The sequence below is a fragment of the Gemmatimonas sp. genome (genome assembly GCF_041689975.1).
GTDB lineage: Bacteria > Gemmatimonadota > Gemmatimonadetes > Gemmatimonadales > Gemmatimonadaceae > Gemmatimonas.
Window position 1 is genome coordinate 14,272 of record NZ_JBDNFF010000235.1, and the last position, 21,651, is coordinate 35,922.

The window sequence follows — 21,651 nt, forward strand, 5'->3', positions numbered from 1 at the left end:
CCGGACAGAAAGTGCAATCCGTGACCAGTTCGTACGATCGGCACGGTTTTAGCGGATCATCAGCAACCACGGTGGGCACTTGGTGCCCGTACGGACGGTACCATGCGTTTCGTGAACCCACGTCTCTTGCCTCTTCGAAATCGCTCTTTGGTCCTGGCCACGACCACCGTGGCCATGCTCGCGGCCTGCACCGGCAAACGACCTGCGGTCGGACCGGGCTCAGCCGATACATCTCCGGGAACGGGTGGGCCGGCGGCCGCCAACGTCATTCCCGGCTCGCCGGCCGACATGCAGCGCTTGTATCGCAGCATGGGACTCATCGCCGGGACCGGCTCGATCCCGTTCGTGTCGTCAGTCTCGTTCCTGCGATCTCCGACGCCGGACAGCACGCTCACCCTGATCGCGCTCAGTCTGCCATCGCGCGTGCTCGGCTTCACGCGGCAGGGCGAACGCTACGCGGCGAGTTATGTGGCGCGTCTCGAGGTGCGACAGGGCACGGTCGTGGTGAAGCGTATCGAGGCCACCGAGCAGGTGCTCGTGCCCACCTTCCGCGAAACCGCGCGCACGGATGAAAGCATCATCTGGCAGCAGTTTCTGGAGTTGGCGCCGGGCCGCTACAGCGTGGTCCTCAGCATCAAGGATGAATCGAGCATCCGCAACGCCACGGAAGAAGTGCAACTCGAGGTGCCACGTCTCTCGCCCGATATGCTCGGGTCGCCGCTTCCGGTGTACGAAGCGATTCCGCGGGCGACGGCCGATTCGCTACCGCGCATTCTGGCCCGTCCGCGTTCCACGGTCGTGTTCGGACAGGATTCGGTCCTTCCACTGTATCTCGACGCGGTGGGGTCGGCGGCGCCGAGCCGTGTGCATGTGCGCATCATGGGTGACGGCGACGTCCGCCTGTTCGACACCGATATCGAATTACCGGCCCGCGGCGACGGTCACAGCACCACGTACGGCGTGCCGGTCGCCAAGATGGGCATCGGCATCAATACGCTGCTCGTGAGCGTGCCGGGGCGCGCAGACACGGCGCGTGCGCGCGTGCTCGTGAGCCTCGGCGACGATCTGCCGATCGCATCGTTCGACGAGATGTTCGCGTATCTGCGCTACTTCACGACGCCCGACCGGCTCCGGACGCTGCGCGATGCCACACCAACGCAGCGCCCCGACGCATGGGCCCTGTTTCTCAAGGCGACCGATCCGATTCCGGGCACCGCCGAACATGAGGGACTGCGCGACTACTTCGGGCGTATTCGGGTGTCCAACGTCCGATTCCGCGATGACGGTCCGGTGGGCTGGCAGAGCGATCGGGGCACGGCCTTCGTTGCCCTTGGCGATCCCGACAACATTGTCGATACGGGTATGACCGATCCGAACGCACGCGTGCGCCAGCAGATCTGGGAATACCGCGAGATTCGCGTGCAGATCGTGTTCGTCGATCAGACCGGATTCGGACGCTGGCGCCTTTCTCCGCAGGGACGTGCTGAACTGGACAACGCGATCCGTCGTCGCATGGCGTCGCGCCAGTGAGCGAGGTGCAACGTCCCACTGCACCGCGCCTCTTCCTGATCGACGGATATGCCCTGATCTATCGCGCGTTCTTTGCGCTGATGACGCGTCCCCTGACCACGAGCCACGGGGAGAACACGTCGGCCGCCTGGGGGATTGCGACGTTTCTGAAGCGTCTGTTGATCACCCATAAGCCGGAGTTGCTGGGTTGGGTGCACGATTCGGGCGCCACGTTCCGCGACGATCTGTATCCCGCCTACAAAGCCACGCGTGAGAAGCTGACGGACGAGCTGCAGGCCGACTTCGATCGTGGCCTCGAACGCATCCACCAACTCCTCGCGGCCTACAGTATTCCCGTACTCGCGGTGCCCGGTTTCGAAGCCGACGATGTGATCGGTACGCTCGCGCGTAAGGGAGTCGAGGCCGGCTATAACGTAGTGATCGTATCGGGCGACAAGGACTTCCAGCAACTCGTGCGCCGCGGTGTCTGGTTGCTCAATCCCGGTCGCGGCGGTCCGGCCAGTGTGGAAGAACAGTGGGTCGGGATCGAGAACGCCAACGATCGGCTTGGCGTGCCGCCGGAGCGCGTCATCGATTATCTCGCGCTGGTGGGTGATTCGTCGGACAACGTGCCCGGTGTGAAGGGCATCGGCGAGAAGGGCGCGCAGGAGTTGATCGCGCAGTTTGGTGCGCTCGAGGAGATCCTCGCACACGTGCACGAGATCACAAAGAAGCGGCCGCGTGAAGCATTGCTGGCGCAGGAAGCGGAAGCCCGCCTGTCGAAGCAGCTCGTCACTATTCATCAGGACGTGCCGATCGCCCTCGATCCGTCCACGTTGCAGCTCAGCGCGCCCGATACGCAGGCGCTGCGTCATCTGTATCTCGAGCTCGAATTCACGTCGTTGCTGAAAGAGCTCGGCGGTGGAACGCCGACGGCGCGTACGTTGGCGGAGACCGCGTTGCCGGAGTCGTCAGACGAGCCGACCGCTGCGTCGTCGCCGACAAGTCGTCCAGCGGCTTTGCCGATGTCGATGAGCACGAGCGGCGTGCCGGTGCTGGCTGATGCGCGGTACGTCACGGTGGACACGATGCTTGCGCTCGAGTCACTGCTGGCGCGCGTGCGCGAGGTGCCCTTCGTCGCTTTCGATACGGAAACGGTGCAGGAGCCTGGCGCGCCGAATACGATCGACGCGATGCGCGCTACGCTGGTGGGCTTGTCGATCGCGGTGGCCCCGGGCGAAGCGTACTATCTGCCGTTCGCGCATCGGCATGAAGATGGCAGCGGCAATCTCGCGCTGTTGTCGGGTGATGCGGGTATCGCCGGAAAACGGTTGAACGCGGGCGTCGAACCGCCGGTGAATCTGCCTGCCTTCGACAATGACGTGATGGCGCCGTTACGCGCGATGCTCGAAGACGCGAGCGTGAAGAAGCTGGCGCAGAATGCGAAGTACGATGTGCTCGTGCTACGTGGCGCCGGCGTGCGGTTGGCCGGTCTGGAGTTCGACACCATGTTGGCCAGCTACGTGCTCGATCCGGGGCGTCGCTCGCACGGACTCGACATGCTCGCGCTCGAGTTCCTCGGTCACACGATGACGGCGTATGAGCAGCTGTGCGGCAAGGGTCGCAATCAGCTGCCGTTCGATGTGGTACCGGTGGACGCCGCGCGCGACTATTCGTGCGAAGACGTCGACATCACGATGCGACTCCGCGCACGGCTCGAACCGATGCTGGGCGGCCACGGCATGTCGGAACTGTTCCGCGACGTGGAGGTCCCGCTGGTCGAGGTGCTGGCCGATATGGAGTGGGACGGCATCGCGATCGACTTGCAGTGGTTCGCGTCGTTGAAGACGCGATTCAAGAGTGAGCGCGAGCGTGTCGAGCAGCTGATTTACGCGGAAGCCGGTCACGAGTTCAACATCAACTCCAATCCGCAGCTTCGCGTGATTCTGTTCGACAAACTGGGACTGCCGGTGAAGAAGAAGACGGCCACGGGGCCCAGTACGGACGCGAGCGTGTTGCAGGAGCTGGCGGAAGAGGGCCACACCCTGCCCACGTTGTTGATGGAGTATCGCGAGATTTTCAAGCTGGAAGGCACGTACATCGATGCGTTGCCGAAGCTGGTGCATCCGCGCGATCATCGGTTGCACACGTCGTTCAATCAGACGGTTGCGGCGACCGGTCGGTTGTCGTCCACCGATCCGAATCTGCAGAACATTCCGAACCGTCGTGAACTGGGCCGCGAGATCCGCCGCGGCTTCGTGCCGCGTGCGGGATGGCGGTTGTTGAGCGCCGACTATTCGCAAATCGAACTGCGGCTGCTGGCGCATCTGTCGGGCGATCCGGCGTTCGTGACGGCCTTCAAGGCGGGAGGTGACATTCATCGGCAGACGGCGGCGATCATTTTTAGTGTGGAGCTGGGGGATGTGACCGGTGAGATGCGGGCGCGGGCGAAGACGATCAACTTCGCCACGATCTATGGGCAGGGCGCACACGCGCTGTCGCGTCAGCTCAAGATTCCGAATGCCGAGGCCAAGGCATTCATCGACACGTATTTCGAGCGCTTTGCCGGTGTGAAGGCGTTCCTCGATCGGTGTGTGGTCGACGCCAAGGCGAAGGGGTACGCGGAGACGCTCTTCCATCGTCGGCGCTACATCCCGGAGCTCAAGGAGCGGAACCATAACATGCGCGCCTTCGGCGAGCGGGTGGCGGCCAACGCGCCGATTCAGGGATCGGCGGCTGATTTGATCAAGATCGCGATGATTCGGGTGCATCGGTCGCTGGCGGCGGAGGGGCTGACCTCGCGGATGCTGCTGCAGGTGCATGACGAACTGATCTTCGAATTGCCGGCGGATGAGCAGACGGCGTTGTCGGTGCTGGTGAAGCGGGAGATGGAGTCAGCGGCGGCGCTCGACGTGCCATTGCTGGTGGAAATGGGCGCGGGCGATGACTGGGTGACGGCAAAGGCGTGATGTCGTAAGGACTTGCCTCGTTTCGCGAATCGGGCGGTGTTGCACTTTGCATGAACTCGTGAGCGCTGCGAGACTCGTCCCAGTTACCGTCCCTCTGGTGCTTTTCTGTAAGCCGTTGCTTTGTAGGAGCTTATGTGCTGGAACGGGGCGCGGCATCCGGGTTGCTAAGGAAGAGGGTATCGCGGGGAGTTTCCCTCCCGCCCCCAATGCCTGCACCCGGGACTGAGTGGTCCCGGGCCGACCCCGAGGAAGCCACATGCGACCGTCCCGTTCCCGTCAGGGATTCACATTGATCGAGCTGCTGATTGTCGTGGTCATCATCGGCATTCTGGCGGCGATCGCGATTCCCAAGTTTCAGAACACCAAGGGGAAGGCGTACGCCGCGTCGCTCAAGAGTGACCTGAAGAACATCTCGTCGATGCAGGAAGACTATTTTTATTACAACGAGACGTACACGGCCAACGTGGCCGCATTGAACTTCTCCAGCACGAACGGCGTGACGATCGCGATCGCGGAAGCGAACGGTCGCGGTTGGTCGGCAACCTCCACACATCCCTCCGCCTTCCCGCTCACGTGCGCGGTGTTTTACGGGCAGGCGGCGCCGCTCGGTGGCGCCACGTCGGAAGGGGTCGTTCATTGTCAGTAGTCTTCAGTACTGCGACTTTCACGGTGTATCACAGCAATCGCTGAGTCTTTCTGGACGTTTTCGAATATTCCATGGCGACGGACCCCGACCCACAGCGACGAGCCGCCCGCCTGCGCGATGTCACGTTTGCGTCGGGGGCGTGTGAGTTCCGGAAACGCCGAGCGGGGATGATTCACGCGATGGACGGCGGGCTGTGGTTGCACCGACACGTCTGGCTGGGCCGTCCCATGGTGCATTTCGTGAGCACCGACCGAGCGCGCCTGCTCGAGTACGGCGAAGCGGTGGGGATTCCTGCGGGCCGTCTGCAATACAAGCCGCTGCGCGATCCGCGTACCGACGAGCGCCGAGCGGCTTGGCATTGGGATCTTGGCGGTCCGGTGTATCCGCCGATGGACGAGCGATTGTTGAGCGACTGAGCCGCGGCGTTCAGTATAGTGTCCTGAAAAGCAAGAACACGGAAACCGCGGATGACTCCGAAAAGCACTGATAAGATCAGATGCGCTGTTTCGCTTATCCGTGCTTTTCGGAGTCATCCGCCGTTTCCGTGTTCCAGCCGTTGCCGTTTGTTTTTAGCTCTCAACTTTTAGCTCTTAGCTCTCAACTCGTCACCGTTCAGCCGCCAGTCGCTCCAACGCCACCGCGTCCTTGCGCTCGAAGAGCAGGCCGATGGGTACGATCCGGACCCCGCGCACTCCATGCAGCGGATACGCTCGTAGCGACATGCAGGGCGTTCGTCGCTGGCCCGACGCAGTGGTACCACGCCAACGGTGCGCAGAAACTTTGCGACGAATGGATTGGCGAAGACTGTGGACCCCGACGACGGGTTTGAGCAGTTCGTAGAGCATCAGGAATGCATCACGAAATCAGTACGGAAATCGATTCGCATCCTTCGTGCATTACACTATGCGCAGATTCACGTCGGCGTCACGCGCGGCGCGTTCGCCTTCCTTCACATTGACCGTGGCCAGGATCGCGCCGCCGATCACGAAGAACGCGATCACCCACAGAATGGCACCGCGGCTGCTGCCGGTCTGACCGATCGCGATCGCGAACACCAGCGGACCAAAAATGCCGCCGAACTTTTCGAACACCGAGTAGAAGCCGAAGAACTCACCGCTTTTGTGCTTGGGCACCATGCTGGCGAACAATGAGCGGCTCAGGGCCTGCGTGCCGCCCTGCACGAGCCCGACGAGGCCGGCGAGGATATAGAACTCGCGTTCCGTGTGAATGCCGTAGGCGTAGATGCAGATGCCCGTGTAGACCACGAGTCCAAGGAAGATCGACCGCTTCGCGCCGAGTTTTCCGGCGAGGGCGCCGAAAGCGAATGCGAACGGAATGCCGACGAACTGCACGAGTAGGATCGCCTTGATCAGCGCGGGCCGTGCGATGCCGATCTCGGTGCCGAAGGCCGCCGCCATCTTGATGATCGTCTGAATGCCGTCGTTGTAGATCGTGAACGCCAGCATGGCGAGAAACGCCTGTTTGTAGTGGCGCATTTCGCGCAGTGTTTCGCCGAGGCGCGAGAAGGCGGCGGCAAACGGATTGGCGGTTGAGCCTTCGTCGGACTCCACGGTACGCGGCGGTTCCGGCACTGTGCGTAGCACCGGAATCGAGAACAGCAGCCACCACACACCGACCGACACGAAGGCGAGGCGCGACGGGAGCGTGGCCTGGTCGGCCGTGATTCCCTCTCCACCAGGCAAGCCCAGCAGCCCCGGATTGCTGATCCAGGCCAGATTGATGGCGAGCAGTAGTCCACCACCGATGTAGCCGATGGCATAGGCCGCGGTAGACACCCGATCGATCTCGTCGGGGCTCGCGATGTGCGGCAGAAGCGCTTCGTAGAACGTCAAGCTGCCGGTGGCGCCGGCGATCGACAGCACGAACAGCGCGGAGGCGAAGAGCAGTTCACCGCCGTCGATGAAGAACATGCCGGCGGTGGACACCACGCCGATCAGCATGAAGGCGAAGAGGAAGCGCTTCTTGGCCGCCTTGACGTCGGCTACCGCCCCGAGAATGGGCGCCAGCAACGCGATCACGATTGCCGCCACGGTATTCGCGTAGCCCAGTGACTGCGTGGCGGCTTCAGCTGTGCGATTCTCGCCGGCCACCTTGATAAAATAGATCGGGAACACCGCCGTCGTGATCACGGTCTGCATGGAGGACACGGCCCAGTCGTACATTGCCCAGGCACGCAACTCGGGTCGATGCAGACCGAGGGCGTTCAATAATCCCTTCCGGGATCCCGTGCGGACATCAGCCATGAGCAGTCTTGGTCAGGAGTCTCGTAATGGGCACCACCATGCGGCAGATTATAGTCCGTGCATACACACACGCTGTCCAGTACGCCGCATGACGTATCCCGATCTTTTCATGCGTAGCGCCCCTCGTGACACCGTTCGCACGGTTCGCGTCGTCGCCGTCGTGGTGGCGCTGCTCACGACCGTTTCCTGTGACAGCCGATCCTCGGCGTCGAACACCGATTCCGCGTCGGCTGCGGGAGGCCCCGGCGGTGCGGACAGTGTGTCCACGACCGTCTCCAGCAGCGGCTGGGACGCTGGTGCTGGTCCGTTCGTCGTGCTGCCTACGGTAGACGGCGGGCTGACGGCGGGTTCGCTGCTGCGTCCGGACGCCACGGAGCTCACGGTTGGTGATACCGCGGGTATCGGCGCTTCGTCGGCCGACGGGCGGATCGAACTGTTTTCCCGCAGCGGCAAGGTGGGGATGGCGCGGCTCACCGTCGAAGGCGCGCCGCGCGTGGACGAAGGATGTTCGGCCTGGCCGGTGGCGCGCCTCGCGATCGATGCCGGCGTGACGGTGGCACCGTGGACCGCAGCCTTCGTGATGGGACGCGTCACCGCGATCCCGCTCGACTCGATCGAAGGGCTCGCCCCTCGCGATTCGGCGCGTCTGGCAATCGATCTCACGCGTCTTGCGTCGGGGTTGGGCGACGACACTAGCAGCACGTTTCGGGGCCTGCCGTTCGTGGTGTTGCGGGCATGGCGCACGCGCGGGCTCGACACTGCCTTCGTCGTGGCCACGCTGGCCCGCCGCGTGAATCAGGAAGATGATCCGAAGGAAGAACGTCTGGTGATCGTCGTCGATGCGATCGGCGACAATGCGAAGCTGTGGACCGTGGCGTGGCACGAACGCGCGGCTGGACACGAGGAAGAGCTCGTGGTCGCCGAGCCGTTGCTCGCGTTCCGGAATGTCGGTGTGCCCGATGTGCGTTTGTTGTTCGGTCGCGACGATGGTGTGGCACTGGGCGCCGCCGTACTGTCGCGCAAGAAGACGGGATGGGGTGTGCTCTGGGAAAGCGCCGTCGCGGGTTGCAACTGACCTGATACGCTGAGTCCGGCAGGTCGGCCTCGCTCTTGCGCGGGAGTCGGGCATGATCTTCTCCTCACTTGTCGCGACGACGCTGCCATCGTTGGGAACGCAGACAGCCTGGCTGTTCTTGCTGGCGATCCCCGTCGCGTGCGCGGCGTGGACCGTGACCCACGAAGAAGTATTCCGCGAACCACGCGAGTTTTGCGCGCGGCGCAGCCAGCAAGCGTCAACGCTGGTGGTGAGGAAGTTCTTCTATCTCTTCACCTGCGAGTACTGCTTCAGTCACTACGTTGCGCTGCTCGCGCTGTGGCTCACCGAGTGGCGCTTTCTCTTGCCCGACTGGCGCGGCGTGATCCTGGCCTGGTTTGCGGTCGTGTGGGTTGCCAACCAGTACATGAGTATCTACGGTCGCCTGCGCGTTGGGATCAAAAGTGAGCAGCTCGGTACCGAGGTCCTTGAAGAACAGCTGGCGGACAGGGCCGATGCGCACTGAGGTCGGAAAACGCAAGGCGTGGAATTCGGTTCACCTGACGCATAGTATCCGCGCACATGACCGAAACGATTGCTCCCGCCATCGTCGCGCGCGTCGCGACGGAACTCTCGCTGAATCCGCAACAGGTTCAGCGCACGCTCGCCCTCTTCGCTGAGGGCGCTACCCTGCCGTTCGTCGCGCGCTACCGCAAGGAAATGACGGGTGGTCTCGACGAGGTGCAGCTGCGCGATGTGCGCGAGCGCGCCGAATATCTGAACGAACTCGAGGATCGCCGTGCCGCGGTGCTGAAGAGCATCGACGAACAGGGCAAACTCGACGACACGCTCAAGGCGTCCATTCTCTCGGTGGATACCAAGCAGGCACTCGAAGATCTTTACCTCCCGTTCAAACCCAAGCGTCGCACCCGCGCCATGATAGCGCGTGAACGCGGCCTCGAAGCCTTGGCGGAAGGACTGTGGACCGGCTCGCTCGATGATGGCGCGGCATTGGCCGTCGCGGCGGGTCACGTGCTGCCCGAGGTCGATGGCAAGCCTTCGGAAGTGCCGACCGTGGAGGCCGCGTTGCAGGGCGCGCGTGACATTTTGTCGGAACAGGTAGCGGAAGACGCGCTCATCCGAGGTTGGGTGCGCGAGGTCACACGCGCCAAGGGTGTCGTGAAGAGCAGCGTGATGACGGGTAAGGCGAGCGACGAATCCAAGTTCAAGGATTACTTCGATTATGCGGAGTCGCTGGGCACGATTCCCAGCCATCGCATGCTGGCGATCCGACGCGGCGAGACGGAAGGTGAGTTGATGTGGCGTGTGGAAGCGCCGATCGAAGAGATCAACGCGCGGATGGCGCGCGAAGTGATCGGCCATCGCACCGCTTCCCGGCAGCTCACACTGGTGGCGGTCGATGCGTACAAGCGCTTGTTGTCGCCGGCGATCGAGGTGGAACTGCGCGTCGAGCTCAAAACGCGCGCCGATGACGAAGCGATCACGATCTTCGGTCGTAATCTCGAACAGTTGCTGTTGTCGTCACCGGCCGGCGAGAAGCGTGTGATCGGTCTCGACCCGGGCTTCCGCAGCGGTGTAAAGGTGGCCGTGGTCAGCGCCACGGGTGCGTTGGTGCACACCGATACGCTGTATCTGCATCAGGAAGACCGGTTCGCCGGCGCGATTCGCCTGCTGTTGCAGCGCTTTACGCCGGAGCTCATCGCGATCGGGAATGGGACCGCCAGCCGCGAGACGGAGAATCTCACCAAGGCGGCGATGCGCGAGCTCGACCCGCCAGTTGGTGGCGAGCGTCCCCAGGTAGTCGTGGTAAATGAGGCCGGTGCGTCAGTGTACTCGGCGTCCGATCTCGCGCGCGCGGAGTTCCCCGAACTCGACGTGTCGCTGCGTGGTGCGGTGTCGATCGCCCGTCGCCTTCAGGATCCGCTGGCGGAGCTGGTGAAGATCGATCCGAAGAGCATCGGTGTCGGTCAGTACCAGCACGACGTGAATCAGTCGCGTCTCAAGCAGCGCTTGGACGATATCGTGGAAAGCTGCGTGAACCGGGTGGGTGTCGAAGTGAACACCGCGTCGGCGGCGCTGTTGGGCTACGTGGCCGGCATCGGTCCCGGACTCGCGCAGGCCATCGTGTCGCTGCGCGATCAGCGGGGCCGTCTCATGTCGCGTGCCGACCTCAAGGACGTCCCGCGTCTCGGGGCCAAGGCGTTTGAACAGGCGGCGGGCTTCCTGCGGGTGCGCGGCGGTGCGCATCCGCTCGACTCGAGCGCGGTGCACCCCGAGCGGTACGCCCTCGTGGAGCGGATGGCCAAGGATCTGAAGGCCGATGTAAGCTCGCTGGTCGGCAACGAGTCATTAGTCGATTCGATCGACCTGACCAAGTACGTGAGCGACGATGTCGGGATGCCCACGCTGCGGGACATTGTGGCGGAGCTCAAGAAGCCTGGCCGCGATCCGCGTGCCGCGTTCGAGCCGCCCGCGTTCCGGGAGGACATTCAGAAGCCCTCCGATCTGCTACCGGGCATGGTGCTCGAGGGCGTGGTCACGAACATCGTGGCCTTTGGTGCTTTCGTGGATATCGGCGTGCACCAGGATGGTCTGGTGCATGTGAGTCAGCTGTCCGATCGTTTCATCAAGGACCCCAACGATGCCGTGAAGGTCGGGCAGAAGGTGAAGGTGACGGTGCAGGCGATCGATTTGGCCCGTGGCCGGATTGCCCTCAGCATGCGCAGCGATGGCGGCAGCGGGACCGGCAAGCCACAGGGCGGCGGCGAGCGGGGCGAGGGCGGTACCCGGCGCGATGTGACGTCGAACAACCGTGGTCCGGCGCGGCCGGCGCCGAGCAACACGCCGGCGGCGAAGCCGTTCGTACCGACCAAGGGTGCCGTTGCTCCCAACGGAATTCGTTTCAAGTAGCAGCCGTTGGTGAGGTGGTCGTTAGACTTCGCTGGTCATGATTCCCGTCTTGCTCGAGCAGTGTTTTCCCCCGGCTATCCGCGAACGCGGGGAAGCGTACATCGATCCGTTCGTGCTCACCGTCGAGCATGTCGACGCCGGTGCGGCAACCGGCGTCGTGCAGGGCACCCGCCCGTACGGGGTGTTTCTGCGCCCGCGCCCGGGGCGACTGCATTTGGGTTGTACCTGCCCCCACGGGCAGGAGTATGGTGCCTGCAAGCACCTGTGGGCGCTGTTGCGCGTGCTCGACGCTCAGGGCACGCTCGAGCCGCTGCTCGAAACCGCGGCGTCATCGGCCGCCGAGCCACAGGTCACCTTCGAGCGCCATGCGCTGGCCGTGATGAAGCCGCAGCCGCGCCCGGCCGACGTGAAGGCGACGCTCGCGCCCGAGTGGCAGACCGCCCTGCGCGACACGAGTGGCCGTCAGCGCTCGGTCTTCACCGAAACGCGTCTGACCAACCGCGCCACGTCGCTCCCCGAAGACCGGCGTATCGTGTATCTCGTGCATCTCACCGAGAGCGCACAGCATCGCGGCGTGCGCGTGGAAATCACGACGCAGCGCCGTGATCGCGACAGCGTGTGGGAAGCGCCGAAGCACTTTCAGTACTCCATCGACGCGTGGTGCAACGCGCCCGATCCGGTCGATCGTCAGATCGCGGAGATGCTGCTGGGAAGCTCCGACGCGCAGGGTATCGCCACGATGCCCACGGGTGGATTCATCGTGCGCCCGCGTGCCTATCGCACCACGTTGCGCATGATCTGCGACACGGGGCGCGCGCGACTGCGCAGTAATCGCCCGTCGCTCGATGCACGTATGATTTCATGGGACGACCACACACCGTGGCAGGTCGCCATGCGTCTCGATCGTCCGACGCCCGACGCGTACCAGTTGGTGGGCGAGCTGCTGCGCGACGAGACCGTGCGCCCCCTCAGCGACGCCAACTGGATTCATGAGTCGGGGCTCGTGCTCTTCGGCCCGACGCTGTCGCGTCTCGACGGCGATCAGGTGTGGCCACTGATGCAAAAACTGTGGACGGCGGGCGAGTTCGAATTGGGCGAGGATCCGTCGGCGTTCCTGGCGGAGTACCATGCACTGCCCAATATGCCGCGCCTCGCGTTGCCGGCCGGGGAGATGCACATCGAGAGCGATGTCGCGCCGGTGCCGATGGTGCGCGTGACCAGTGGCGCGGGCTCGTGGCGCACGTCGCCCTCGTGGCTCACGTTGCGCTTCCGTTACGGCGCGGAGTTCGTGGATGCGGCGTCGACGGCGTCGACCTGCTTCGACAAGAAGACGCGCACGCTGTATCGTCGTCGCGCGGCGGCCGAACGCAATGCGATGACGCGGCTGCGTGCGCTTGGCGCCCAGGAGATGTACTCGTACGCCGAGAGCCGCCTGTCGCTCGTGGTGCAGCCGCACACGCTGCCACGACTGATTTCGACGCTCGTGCGCGACGGATGGCTGATCGAGTCCGACGGGGCCACGTTCGTGGCGCCGAGTCCGTTGCAGGTACGCGTGAGTTCAGGGATCGACTGGTTCGATCTCACCGGTACGCTGCGCTACGGCGAACACGAGCTCACGCTGTCGCAGCTGCTCACGGCGATGGATGAAGGCAATGAGCTGATCGAGTTCGGCAACGGCGTCGTGGGGTTTCTCCCCGACGAATCCCTCGACGAACTGCGTGCGCTGCTCGCGATCGGCGTGCGTCGTGGCGACGGTATCCGTTTCCGTTCGTCGCAGCTTGCGTTGCTCGATGTGCTGCTGGCGGCGTTGCCCGATGTCGATGTCGACGAAACGCTCGCGTCGGGCCGCTCGGAACTGAAGAAATTCCAGGGAATCAACGCCGTCCCCGTGCCCGGTGGCTTTGTGGGCACGCTGCGCGGCTACCAGGAAGAAGGGCTGTCGTGGTTCGGCTTCCTGCGTCGCTTCGCGCTGGGTGGCTGTCTGGCCGACGACATGGGTCTGGGCAAGACGGTGCAGGTGCTCGCCATGCTCGAAGCACGGCGCGAAGCAGGCATCGGGATGTCGCTGCTGGTGGTGCCGCGGTCGCTCGTGTTCAACTGGGTGCGGGAGGCGGCGCGCTTCACACCGCAGCTCAAGGTGCACGATCTCAGTCATGCGGAGCGGTCGGTGGAGGATCTCGACACCGTCGATGCGCATCTGGCGATCACCACCTACGGCACGTTGCGTCGCGATATCGCGCGACTCGGCTCGCGTCGGTTCGACTATGTGATTCTCGACGAAGCGCAGGCCATCAAGAACGCCGGCACCGCCACCGCCAAGGCGTGTCGGTTGCTGCAGGCGGATCATCGGCTTGCGTTGAGCGGTACGCCGATCGAAAATCGGATCGAGGAGCTCTGGAGTCTGTTCGAGTTCCTCAACCCCGGCATGCTGGGGGCGGCGACGACGTTCAGTTCCGCGACACGCACACTGGCGGCACTGCGTCCCGGCATGCCGGCGGGCACTGGCGTGTCGGCGCAGGAGCTGCTGTCGCGCGCCTTGCGTCCGGTGGTGTTGCGGCGCACCAAGGCGATGGTAGCGAAGGAACTGCCCGCGCGAATCGAGCAGACGATCGAAGTGGAGCTGGAACCCAAGCAACGCGCGTTCTACGAGCAGCTGCGGAGCCAGTATGCCACGAGTCTGCTGGATCGTGTGGAGCGCGACGGCATCGGCAAGTCGCGTATGCATATCCTCGAAGCGCTGTTGCGGTTGCGCCAGGCGGCCTGTCATCCGGCGCTGGTCGATCCGACCAAGGCTTCACTGCCATCGGCCAAGCTCGACGCGGTCGTGCCGGCGTTGCAGGAGATCGCCGCCGAGGGCAACAAGGTGTTGGTGTTCTCGCAGTTCACGAGTTTTCTGTCGCTGTTGCGCGCGCGCCTCGAAGCGCTCGGGGTGCCGTACGAATATCTGGACGGACGCACGCGTGATCGACAGGCGCGCGTGGATCGGTTCCAATCGGCCGATGGTCCGCCGCTGTTTCTCATCAGCCTCAAGGCTGGCGGACACGGGCTCAATCTGACGGCGGCCGAGTACGTGTATCTGCTCGATCCGTGGTGGAATCCGGCGGTGGAAGCGCAGGCGATCGACCGGGCTCATCGTATTGGACAGACGAGTCAGGTGATTGCGACGCGTGTGGTAGCGCGGGACACGATCGAGTCGAAGATCCTCGAGCTGCAGGCCAGCAAACGGGCATTGGCCGACGCCATTCTCAGCGAGGACAAGGGCGGACTCGCGGGGGTTGGGAGAGACGAATTGCAATTGCTGTTGGGATAACAGCCGAGTACGGGTCGGGAGTCGGGCGTATGGGGTAGGGAGTCTGGGGCAGGGGAGTCTCCTTACCCCCGACCCCGTACCCCTTACTTTCTCGCCATGCCTTCTCGCCGTGACTTCATGAAGCAGGGGGGCTCCGCGTTGGGTGCTTCGCTGCTGATCGGCAGCTCGCTTGCTGCCATCCCCCGATTGCTTGGTGCCTCACCGGCGCCGGATCTGCGCGCACTCGAGATGTTCGCGGATATCCCCGGGGTGAAGGAATTGATGAACGCTGCGCTCAATGCGGCGAAGATGGCGGGCGCCAGCTACGCCGATGTGCGCTGCAGTCGGCAGCGCCAGAACTTTGTGTTCACACGCGAGCAGCAGATTCAGCAGGTGGTCGATACCGACACCGTAGGCATCGGTGTGCGCGCCTTGGTCGATGGCACCTGGGGCTTTGCGGCCACGCGGGTACTCACCAACGATGGCGCCGCGGCCGCCGCGCGTGAAGCGGTGGCGATCGCCAAGGCGTCACGCATTGCGCGGGCTCGCCCCGTGGAATGGCTGCCGTCTCCCGTGGTCGCAGATGGGAAGTGGAAGGGCGCGTACGTGCAGGACCCGTTCGACATTCCCGTGGAGCAGAAGGCCGACCTGCTGCTCAGGGCCAACGTCGCTGCGATGAAGACGAAGAATGTGAAGTACGTGTCCAGCGGTTTCTTCTTCGTGAAGGACGAGCGCAACTACGCGAGTACCGACGGCTCGTTCATTCAGCAGGACACGGTGCGTTCCTGGCCCACGATGCAGATCACAGCGGTGTCGGCCGACTTCTCCGACTTCCAGAGTCGCGCCAACATGATTCAGCCGATGGCCCGTGGCTGGGAGTATGTGCTGGCGTCGGATCTGGTGGGCAATGCACCGAAGTGGGGTGAAGAGGCCGCCGCTAAGCTCACCGCGAAGCCGGTGGATGTGGGGCGATACGACCTGGTACTCGATCCGTCGAATCTCTGGCTCACGATTCACGAAAGCATCGGTCATCCCACCGAGCTCGATCGCGCGATGGGCTACGAAGCGAACTACGCCGGCACCAGTTTCGTGGCGCCACCGGAGAAGATGCTCGGTACCCTGAAGTACGGCCCAACCATCATGAACATCCAGGGCGACCGCACGCAGGAAGGCGGTCTCTCCACCATCGGCTGGGACGATGACGGCGTGAAGCCCGATGAATTCCTGATCGTGAAGAACGGCATGTTCAACGACTATCAGACCACCCGCGAACAGGCGCCGTGGCTGCGCTGGTGGTACGACAAGAACGGCCGACCGGTGCGCTCGCACGGTTGCTCGTTTGCGCAGGGCTGGGACAACGTGCAGTTCCAGCGCATGCCGAATGTGTCGTTGCTGCCGGGAGAGAAGGACCAGTCGATGAACGATCTGGTCGCGGCCACCGATCGCGGTATTCTCATTCAGGGCGACGGCAGTTTCTCGATCGATCAGCAGCGGTACAACGCGCAGTTCGGCGGCCAGACGTTCCACGAGATCAAGGGCGGCAAGATCGTGGGTGTGCTGAAGGACGTCGCGTATCAGATCCGCACGCCGGACTTCTGGAACTCGTTGGACATGATCGGCGGTAAGTCGAGCTATGTGCTCGGCGGCAGCTTCTTCGACGGTAAGGGTCAGCCGGCGCAGGTCAATGCGGTGAGCCATGGCTCGCCGCCGGCGCGCTTCAAGAACGTCAATGTGATCAATACCGGAAGGAAGGCCTGATGCGCGAACGCGGGAGTGCAAACGAAGCGATGCTGACGCGTGAGCAGGCCCAGGCCATCGTCGAGAAGGCGGTGAAGTGGTCGAAGGCCGATGCGGTCGACGTGCAGGTGAACACGTACACGCAGGGCAACATCCGCTTCGCCGACAACCAGGTGTCCACGGCCGGTGCGACCACCGATGCGCAGCTCGGCATTCAGAGTGCGTTCGGCGCGAAGCACGCAGTGGTCACCACGAACGATCTCTCCGACGAGGCGATCAAACGCGCGGTGGACCAGAGCGAACGTCTGGCTCGTCTCGCTCCAGACGATCCCGAGTCGATGCCACAGCTCGGGTCACAGCAGTACGCACCCGTGACTTCTTACTTCGAGGCGTCGGCGGCTCTCACGGCCGACGATCGCGCCAAAGCCGCGCTGATCGCGCTCGAGATGGCGCGCAAGGCGGGTGACGTAAAGGCCGCTGGTTATCTCGTGAACACGGCCGGCGCGCTGGCGATCGGCAACAGCACCGGCATGTTCGCGTATCATCGCAGTACGAACGTGAACTACACTCTCACGGCGCGCACCGCTGACGGTACCGGGTCCGGGTGGGCCGCCGCCGATCACGCCGACTGGGCGCAGATCGATGCGCGTCGCGTGGCGGAGACCGCGATCGCAAAAGCACGCTTGTCGCAGAAGCCGGTCGCGCTCGAACCGGGCCGCTACACGGTGATTCTGGAGCCGCAGGCGGTCGGTGATATCGTCCAGCTGATTTCCAACTACGCCGATGCGCGCAGCGCCGATGAAGGTCGTAGTCCGTTTGTGAAGCAGGGCGGCGGCAACAAGGTCGGCGAGAAGATCGTCGATGAACGCGTCACGATCTTTTCCGATCCGGCCGATCCGCAGTTGAATGGTCGTCCGTGGGACTTCGAAGGCATGCCGCTCGGCCGACAGGTGTGGATCGAGAAGGGCGTGCTCAAGCAGTTGATCTACTCGCGCTTCTGGGCGAAGAAGCACGGCAAGACGCCGACGGGTGGCCCGAGCACGTTCAAGATGGCTGGTGGTACGCAGTCGGTCGAGGATCTGATCAAGGGCACCACGCGCGGCATTCTGGTCACGCGACTGTGGTATCTGCGCGAAGTCGATCCGCGCACGATTCTCTACACTGGACTCACGCGCGACGGCACGTTTCTGGTGGAGAACGGCACGATCACGAAGTCGCTGCGCAACTTCCGCTTCAATGAGTCGCCGTTGTTCCTGCTGAACAACATCGAAGCACTCGGCCGCCCGGAACGGCTGGCCGGAACAGAGCAGGGCGGCGATGTGGTGATGCCGTCGATCAAGGCGCGGGATTTCAACTTTACGTCATTGTCAGAGGCGGTCTGATGGTTTGCTGTGAGTTTGGAGTGGTGAATGAAAGGTCGGAGTTGTGAGTTCAAACTCAACACTCCAGACTTCGACTCACCACTCCAAACTCACGTGACGGTCAGTTTACCGCTTCGATCCCGCCGCCACCTTCTCCACCACCGCCATCACGCGTAAGAGGTTTTCACCCCAGATCTTCGCGATCTCGGCATTCGAATAGCCGCGGCGTACGAGTTCGGTCGTGACGTTCAGCGATTCCGACGCAGTGCGCCAGCCGTCCACGCCGCCGCCGCCGTCGAAATCTGAGCTGATGCCCACGTGGTCGATGCCGATGAGCTTCACCGCATAATCGATGTGGTTCACGAAGTCTTTCACGGTCGCCGGCGGGTCCGACGGATAGCGGCGCGCGGTGATGTCTTCCTGTTTGGCGAGGTACGCGTTGCGCTTCGCGTCGTCGAGCGTTTGAATCTGCGCCTGCTGTTCACGACGATCGGTGGCGGTGATGCCGAACTCCGCACGCAGATCCGTCATCGCGGCCGCACGCGCTTGTTCGCGCGGCAGATCGCGCGTGGGATCGCACTTGATGTAGCCGTTGAACGCTACGAGCTGGATCACGCCGCCGTTCTTCTCGAGCGCTTTGAGCTGCTCGTCGTCCATGTTGCGGCTGTGATTGCAGATCGCACGCACGCCCGAGTGCGAGGCGATGATCGGCGCTCTCGAGATCGCGATCGTCTGCAGCATCGACTGCTTCGACGGGTGTGAAACGTCGATCATCATGCCGAGGCGGTTCATCTCGACGATGACCTGTTTGCCGAGCGGGCTCAGGCCGTTGTGCAGCCACACTCCGTCGCGCTCACCGGTGTTCGAATCGGACAGCTGGCTGTGTCCGTTGTGCGCGAGCGACATGTACCGTCCACCACGCTCGAAGAACTTCTGTACGTTGGTGAGGTCGGCGCCGATCGGAAAACCGTTCTCGACACCGATGAAGATCACGCGCTTGCCGGCCGTGTGAATGCGACGGGCATCGGCGGCCGTGTACGCGATCTCGGCGCGTGATGGCGCCAGCTGTTCGGTGAGGCGGTGAATAGCGTCGAACTTTTCGAGCGCCTGGGCGTTGGCGCTGGCAAATGCTACAGCGTCGAGTTTGGGAGACTGTCCGACATATACCACCAGAAACGCACCGGCGAGTCCACCTTCTTCCATCTTGGTGAGATCAACCTGGGTGCGCGGCAGCTTCTGGGAATAGTTCGGCCCGGTCGCGGTGAAATTGCCCGTCGCGATGTCCACATGCGTGTCGATGGAGAGCACGGCCGAATGCACGGCTTTCGCACTGGCCATCACGGCGGCTTCATCGGTTACGGGCTGACGGCTCTGCGCGCTGAGTAGCGCCGGCGCGGTGAAAAAGCCAAACGCGGCACAGCCGCGGGCAGCACAGCGCAGGGTTTTCGAAATGGACATATGGTGGAGTCTCGGGGGGGACTTCGGGGTATGACACGGACCTTTGCTATTGAGTCTACGCCTGACACGGCACACCCGCTGGTTCGGCACAAGGCGTGCATTCCTCGATGGCTTCACCCTGACAGCGAGAGGACATGCTCATTCAGCTGAATACGGACAATCATGTGGACGGCCGGGACGAGGCGATGCGTGAGGTCGAGACCGATCTGCTTCGTTCGCTGGCCCGCTTTTCGAGCCAGATCACCCGGATCGAAGTCCACTTCCGTGATGCGAACGCCGTAAAGTCCGGTGCGTCCGACAAGGAATGCACGCTCGAGGCGCGGTTGTCCGGCCAGGACCCGATGGCAGTGACTCACGCGGCGGCCACGCTCTCGGCGGCGTTCCACGGCGCGCGTGACAAGCTCGTGCGCGTGCTCGACAAGCGGCTGGCCAAGCTGCGTCCGCCCAAAGGTATCGATCCCTACGATCGCCCCGCTGTCGATCAAGGGATGCCACTATGACCATGACCACGCCTACCGTGGAGCATTTCCCGGAATTACTGCTGGATCGGACGGGCCCGTGCGTGTCGATCTACCTTCCTACCGGCCGTCGCTTTCCCGCGTCGCAGCAGGACGTTGTGCGTTTCCGTAATTTGCTGCGGCAAGCCGAATCGGCGTTGGCCAATGAGATGGGTGCCGCCGAGCTGGAGGCGTTCACCGCGCCGTTACACGAGCTGGCCGATAGCGATCGGTTCTGGTCGCATGCGCTTGATGGGCTCGCGGTATTTTTGCACGCGGACTTTTATAAAGTCTACAAGCTCCAGCGTGCGGTGCCGGAGCGTGCCATCGTGGCCGAATCGTTCCACATCAAGCCACTGCTGCGTGTCTTGCAGTCGGCTGATCGATTCCAGATGCTCGCGATCACGCGTGATCACGTGCGCCTCTTTCAAGGCAACCGTGACGCAGTCGACGAGATCACGATGCATGCGAGCGTTCCACGCACGCTCACTGAAGCATTGGGTGAAGAAGTGACCGAGTCGCACACGGCGTTGAACCCCGTGGGTCAGCTCGGGCATGGCGGTGCGCATATCGCGATGCACGCGGGATCGGGTTCACGCAAAGATGAGATTGACAAGGACACCGAGCGATTCTTTCGCGTGGTGGACCGGGCAATTGTCGAGCATCATACGAAGCACTCGGGTTTGCCGATGGTACTTGTTGCGCTGCCAGAACATCACGCGGTCTTTCGCGGGGTAAGCCACAATGCGCTGCTACTACCCGATGCGATCGCCGGCAATCCGGACGCATTCTCTCCCGACGAACTGCGTCAAAAGGCATGGGAGATCGTCGAGCCGCGATACACTCTACGGCTGCAAGGCTACATCGACGAATACGGCGCTGCGCTTCCGCGCGGTCTCGCATCCGATGTGCTCTCCGACGCGGCCATGGCCGCACTCGGTGGACGCGTACGCGCGCTGCTGGTGGACGACGACCGCGTGGTGCCGGGTCATGTGGATCGCGCCACCGCGCAGGTATCACATGGTGAGCTGGATGATCCGCATGTAGAAGACATTCTTGATGATCTCGCCGAGATCGTGTTGCGCATGGGTGGTGACGTGGTCATGGTGCCGCGTGACCGCATGCCATCGACTACCGGGATTGCGGCGATTTATCGGTTTTAGAGCTGAAAGTTCATAGTGAGAAATCGACTGCGAACTCCTTAGGAAGCAGGAGGGAGGGTTTCAGGAAGCAGGGAGCAGGAACCACGCGCGGTCAACCTGCTTCCTGCCCCCTGAAACCCTCCCTCCTGCTTCCTGAGGAGTTTGCAGTTGAGCTCTCAGCTCGAGGCTATTTGTCCTTCTTGAGCTCCGCCTTGTACGCATCGCTGGCGTAAATCGCGACTTCTACGCGACGGTTCTTCTCGTCGTCGGCGTTGGCGATGGGCTCCAGTTCCCCGCGACCCGACGTACGTAGGCGCGCGCGCGGCACGCCCTGTGATACGAGATAGTCGGCCGTCGCGCGGGCGCGACGTTCAGAGAGGGCCTGGTTGTAACTGTCGTCGCCCACCGAGTCGGTGTGTCCGACGATCAGCAAGTCGGACTTCGGATACTCGGTGAGGCTCTGCGCCAGGCTTCGCAGATTGCTGGCGGCTTCACTACGGTTCTTGTCGCTGTCGAAGTCGAACAGCAGACCGCTCGCGAAGGTGACCTGAATGCCTTCACCCACGCGTTCCACCGAGGCGCCGGCAACCTGCTGTTCGATCTTCTTGGCCTGCTGGTCCATCTGGTTACCGATGACCGCGCCGATTGCACCGCCCACAGCGGCACCAAGAATGGCGCCCTTGGCCGTCGAGCCGTTGTTGCGGCCGATCACCCCGCCGGCCACGCCGCCGGCCGTAGCACCGATCACGGCTCCCTTCTCCTTCTGATTCAGGCTCGCACAACCAGATACGGTCGAGCTGGCCACAATCGCTAGC

General features: G+C 63.3%; 15 protein-coding genes. 12 read left to right on the forward strand and 3 right to left on the reverse strand.

Translation table 11 applies throughout. From position 1 onward, the window contains the following. Nucleotides 1–147: 147 nt before the first annotated feature. The 4 genes from ACESNG_RS15140 (at nucleotide 148) to ACESNG_RS15155 (ending at nucleotide 5,540) form a co-directional block, all read left to right on the forward strand. Nucleotides 148–1,530, forward strand: coding sequence for a GWxTD domain-containing protein (locus ACESNG_RS15140; protein ID WP_373065097.1), 1,383 nt, complete (start codon nucleotides 148–150; stop codon nucleotides 1,528–1,530). Then, a complete protein-coding gene (gene polA, locus ACESNG_RS15145; RefSeq protein ID WP_373065099.1) occupies nucleotides 1,527–4,478 on the forward strand; it encodes a DNA polymerase I in 2,952 nt (983 codons plus the stop codon). The genes ACESNG_RS15140 and polA overlap by 4 nt, the downstream gene beginning before the upstream one ends. Before the next feature lie 256 nt (nucleotides 4,479–4,734). Next, a complete protein-coding gene (locus ACESNG_RS15150) occupies nucleotides 4,735–5,124 on the forward strand; it encodes a type IV pilin protein (RefSeq protein ID WP_373065101.1) in 390 nt (129 codons plus the stop codon). A gap of 71 nt (nucleotides 5,125–5,195) precedes the next feature. Continuing rightward, nucleotides 5,196–5,540 carry a hypothetical protein gene (locus ACESNG_RS15155; RefSeq protein WP_373065103.1) on the forward strand — a complete coding sequence of 115 codons (345 nt, stop codon included), beginning with the start codon at nucleotides 5,196–5,198 and terminating at the stop codon, nucleotides 5,538–5,540. A 480-nt stretch (nucleotides 5,541–6,020) separates the two neighbouring features. Here ACESNG_RS15155 and ACESNG_RS15160 read toward each other — a convergent pair whose 3' ends face one another. Further along, nucleotides 6,021–7,388, reverse strand: a complete 1,368-nt coding sequence (locus ACESNG_RS15160; RefSeq protein ID WP_373065105.1) for an MFS transporter — start codon at nucleotides 7,386–7,388, stop codon at nucleotides 6,021–6,023. Nucleotides 7,389–7,497: 109 nt separating this feature from the next. On the opposite strand from ACESNG_RS15160, the gene ACESNG_RS15165 reads away from it, so the two are divergent. From ACESNG_RS15165 to ACESNG_RS15190, 6 genes are all read left to right on the forward strand, one after another. Further along, entirely contained in the window at nucleotides 7,498–8,463 is a 966-nt protein-coding gene (locus tag ACESNG_RS15165; RefSeq protein WP_373065107.1) for a hypothetical protein, read from the forward strand. A 118-nt stretch (nucleotides 8,464–8,581) separates the two neighbouring features. After that, the gene (locus tag ACESNG_RS15170) at nucleotides 8,582–8,947 is read left to right on the forward strand and encodes a hypothetical protein (protein WP_373065109.1); all 366 of its coding nucleotides are present in this window, start codon (nucleotides 8,582–8,584) and stop codon (nucleotides 8,945–8,947) included. Nucleotides 8,948–9,003: 56 nt separating this feature from the next. Then, on the forward strand, nucleotides 9,004–11,352 hold the full coding sequence (locus ACESNG_RS15175) for a Tex family protein (protein WP_373069584.1): 2,349 nt from the start codon (nucleotides 9,004–9,006) through the stop codon (nucleotides 11,350–11,352). Between the two features lie 37 nt (nucleotides 11,353–11,389). Beyond that, on the forward strand, nucleotides 11,390–14,662 hold the full coding sequence (locus ACESNG_RS15180) for an SNF2-related protein (RefSeq protein ID WP_373065114.1): 3,273 nt from the start codon (nucleotides 11,390–11,392) through the stop codon (nucleotides 14,660–14,662). A 96-nt stretch (nucleotides 14,663–14,758) separates the two neighbouring features. Next, nucleotides 14,759–16,399 (forward strand): TldD/PmbA family protein, encoded by a 1,641-nt coding sequence (locus ACESNG_RS15185; RefSeq protein ID WP_373065116.1) that lies wholly within the window; start codon nucleotides 14,759–14,761, stop codon nucleotides 16,397–16,399. After that, nucleotides 16,399–17,760, forward strand: coding sequence for a TldD/PmbA family protein (locus ACESNG_RS15190; protein WP_373065118.1), 1,362 nt, complete (start codon nucleotides 16,399–16,401; stop codon nucleotides 17,758–17,760). The genes ACESNG_RS15185 and ACESNG_RS15190 overlap by 1 nt, the downstream gene beginning before the upstream one ends. A 105-nt stretch (nucleotides 17,761–17,865) precedes the next feature. On the opposite strand, the gene ACESNG_RS15195 is transcribed toward ACESNG_RS15190, so the two are convergent. Further along, nucleotides 17,866–19,197: a dipeptidase gene (locus tag ACESNG_RS15195; protein WP_373065120.1), complete on the reverse strand. Its 1,332-nt coding sequence runs from the start codon at nucleotides 19,195–19,197 to the stop codon at nucleotides 17,866–17,868. A gap of 134 nt (nucleotides 19,198–19,331) precedes the next feature. Here ACESNG_RS15195 and ACESNG_RS15200 point away from each other — a divergent pair, with 134 nt between their 5' ends. Next, nucleotides 19,332–19,697, forward strand: a complete 366-nt coding sequence (locus tag ACESNG_RS15200; RefSeq protein WP_373065122.1) for an HPF/RaiA family ribosome-associated protein — start codon at nucleotides 19,332–19,334, stop codon at nucleotides 19,695–19,697. Continuing rightward, the gene (locus ACESNG_RS15205) at nucleotides 19,694–20,857 is read left to right on the forward strand and encodes a hypothetical protein (RefSeq protein WP_373065124.1); all 1,164 of its coding nucleotides are present in this window, start codon (nucleotides 19,694–19,696) and stop codon (nucleotides 20,855–20,857) included. Before ACESNG_RS15200 ends, ACESNG_RS15205 begins: the two co-directional genes overlap by 4 nt. A gap of 166 nt (nucleotides 20,858–21,023) precedes the next feature. Here ACESNG_RS15205 and ACESNG_RS15210 read toward each other — a convergent pair. Further along, nucleotides 21,024–21,651 (reverse strand): OmpA family protein (locus ACESNG_RS15210; protein ID WP_373069586.1); only part of this gene is annotated, 628 nt, incomplete at its 5' end.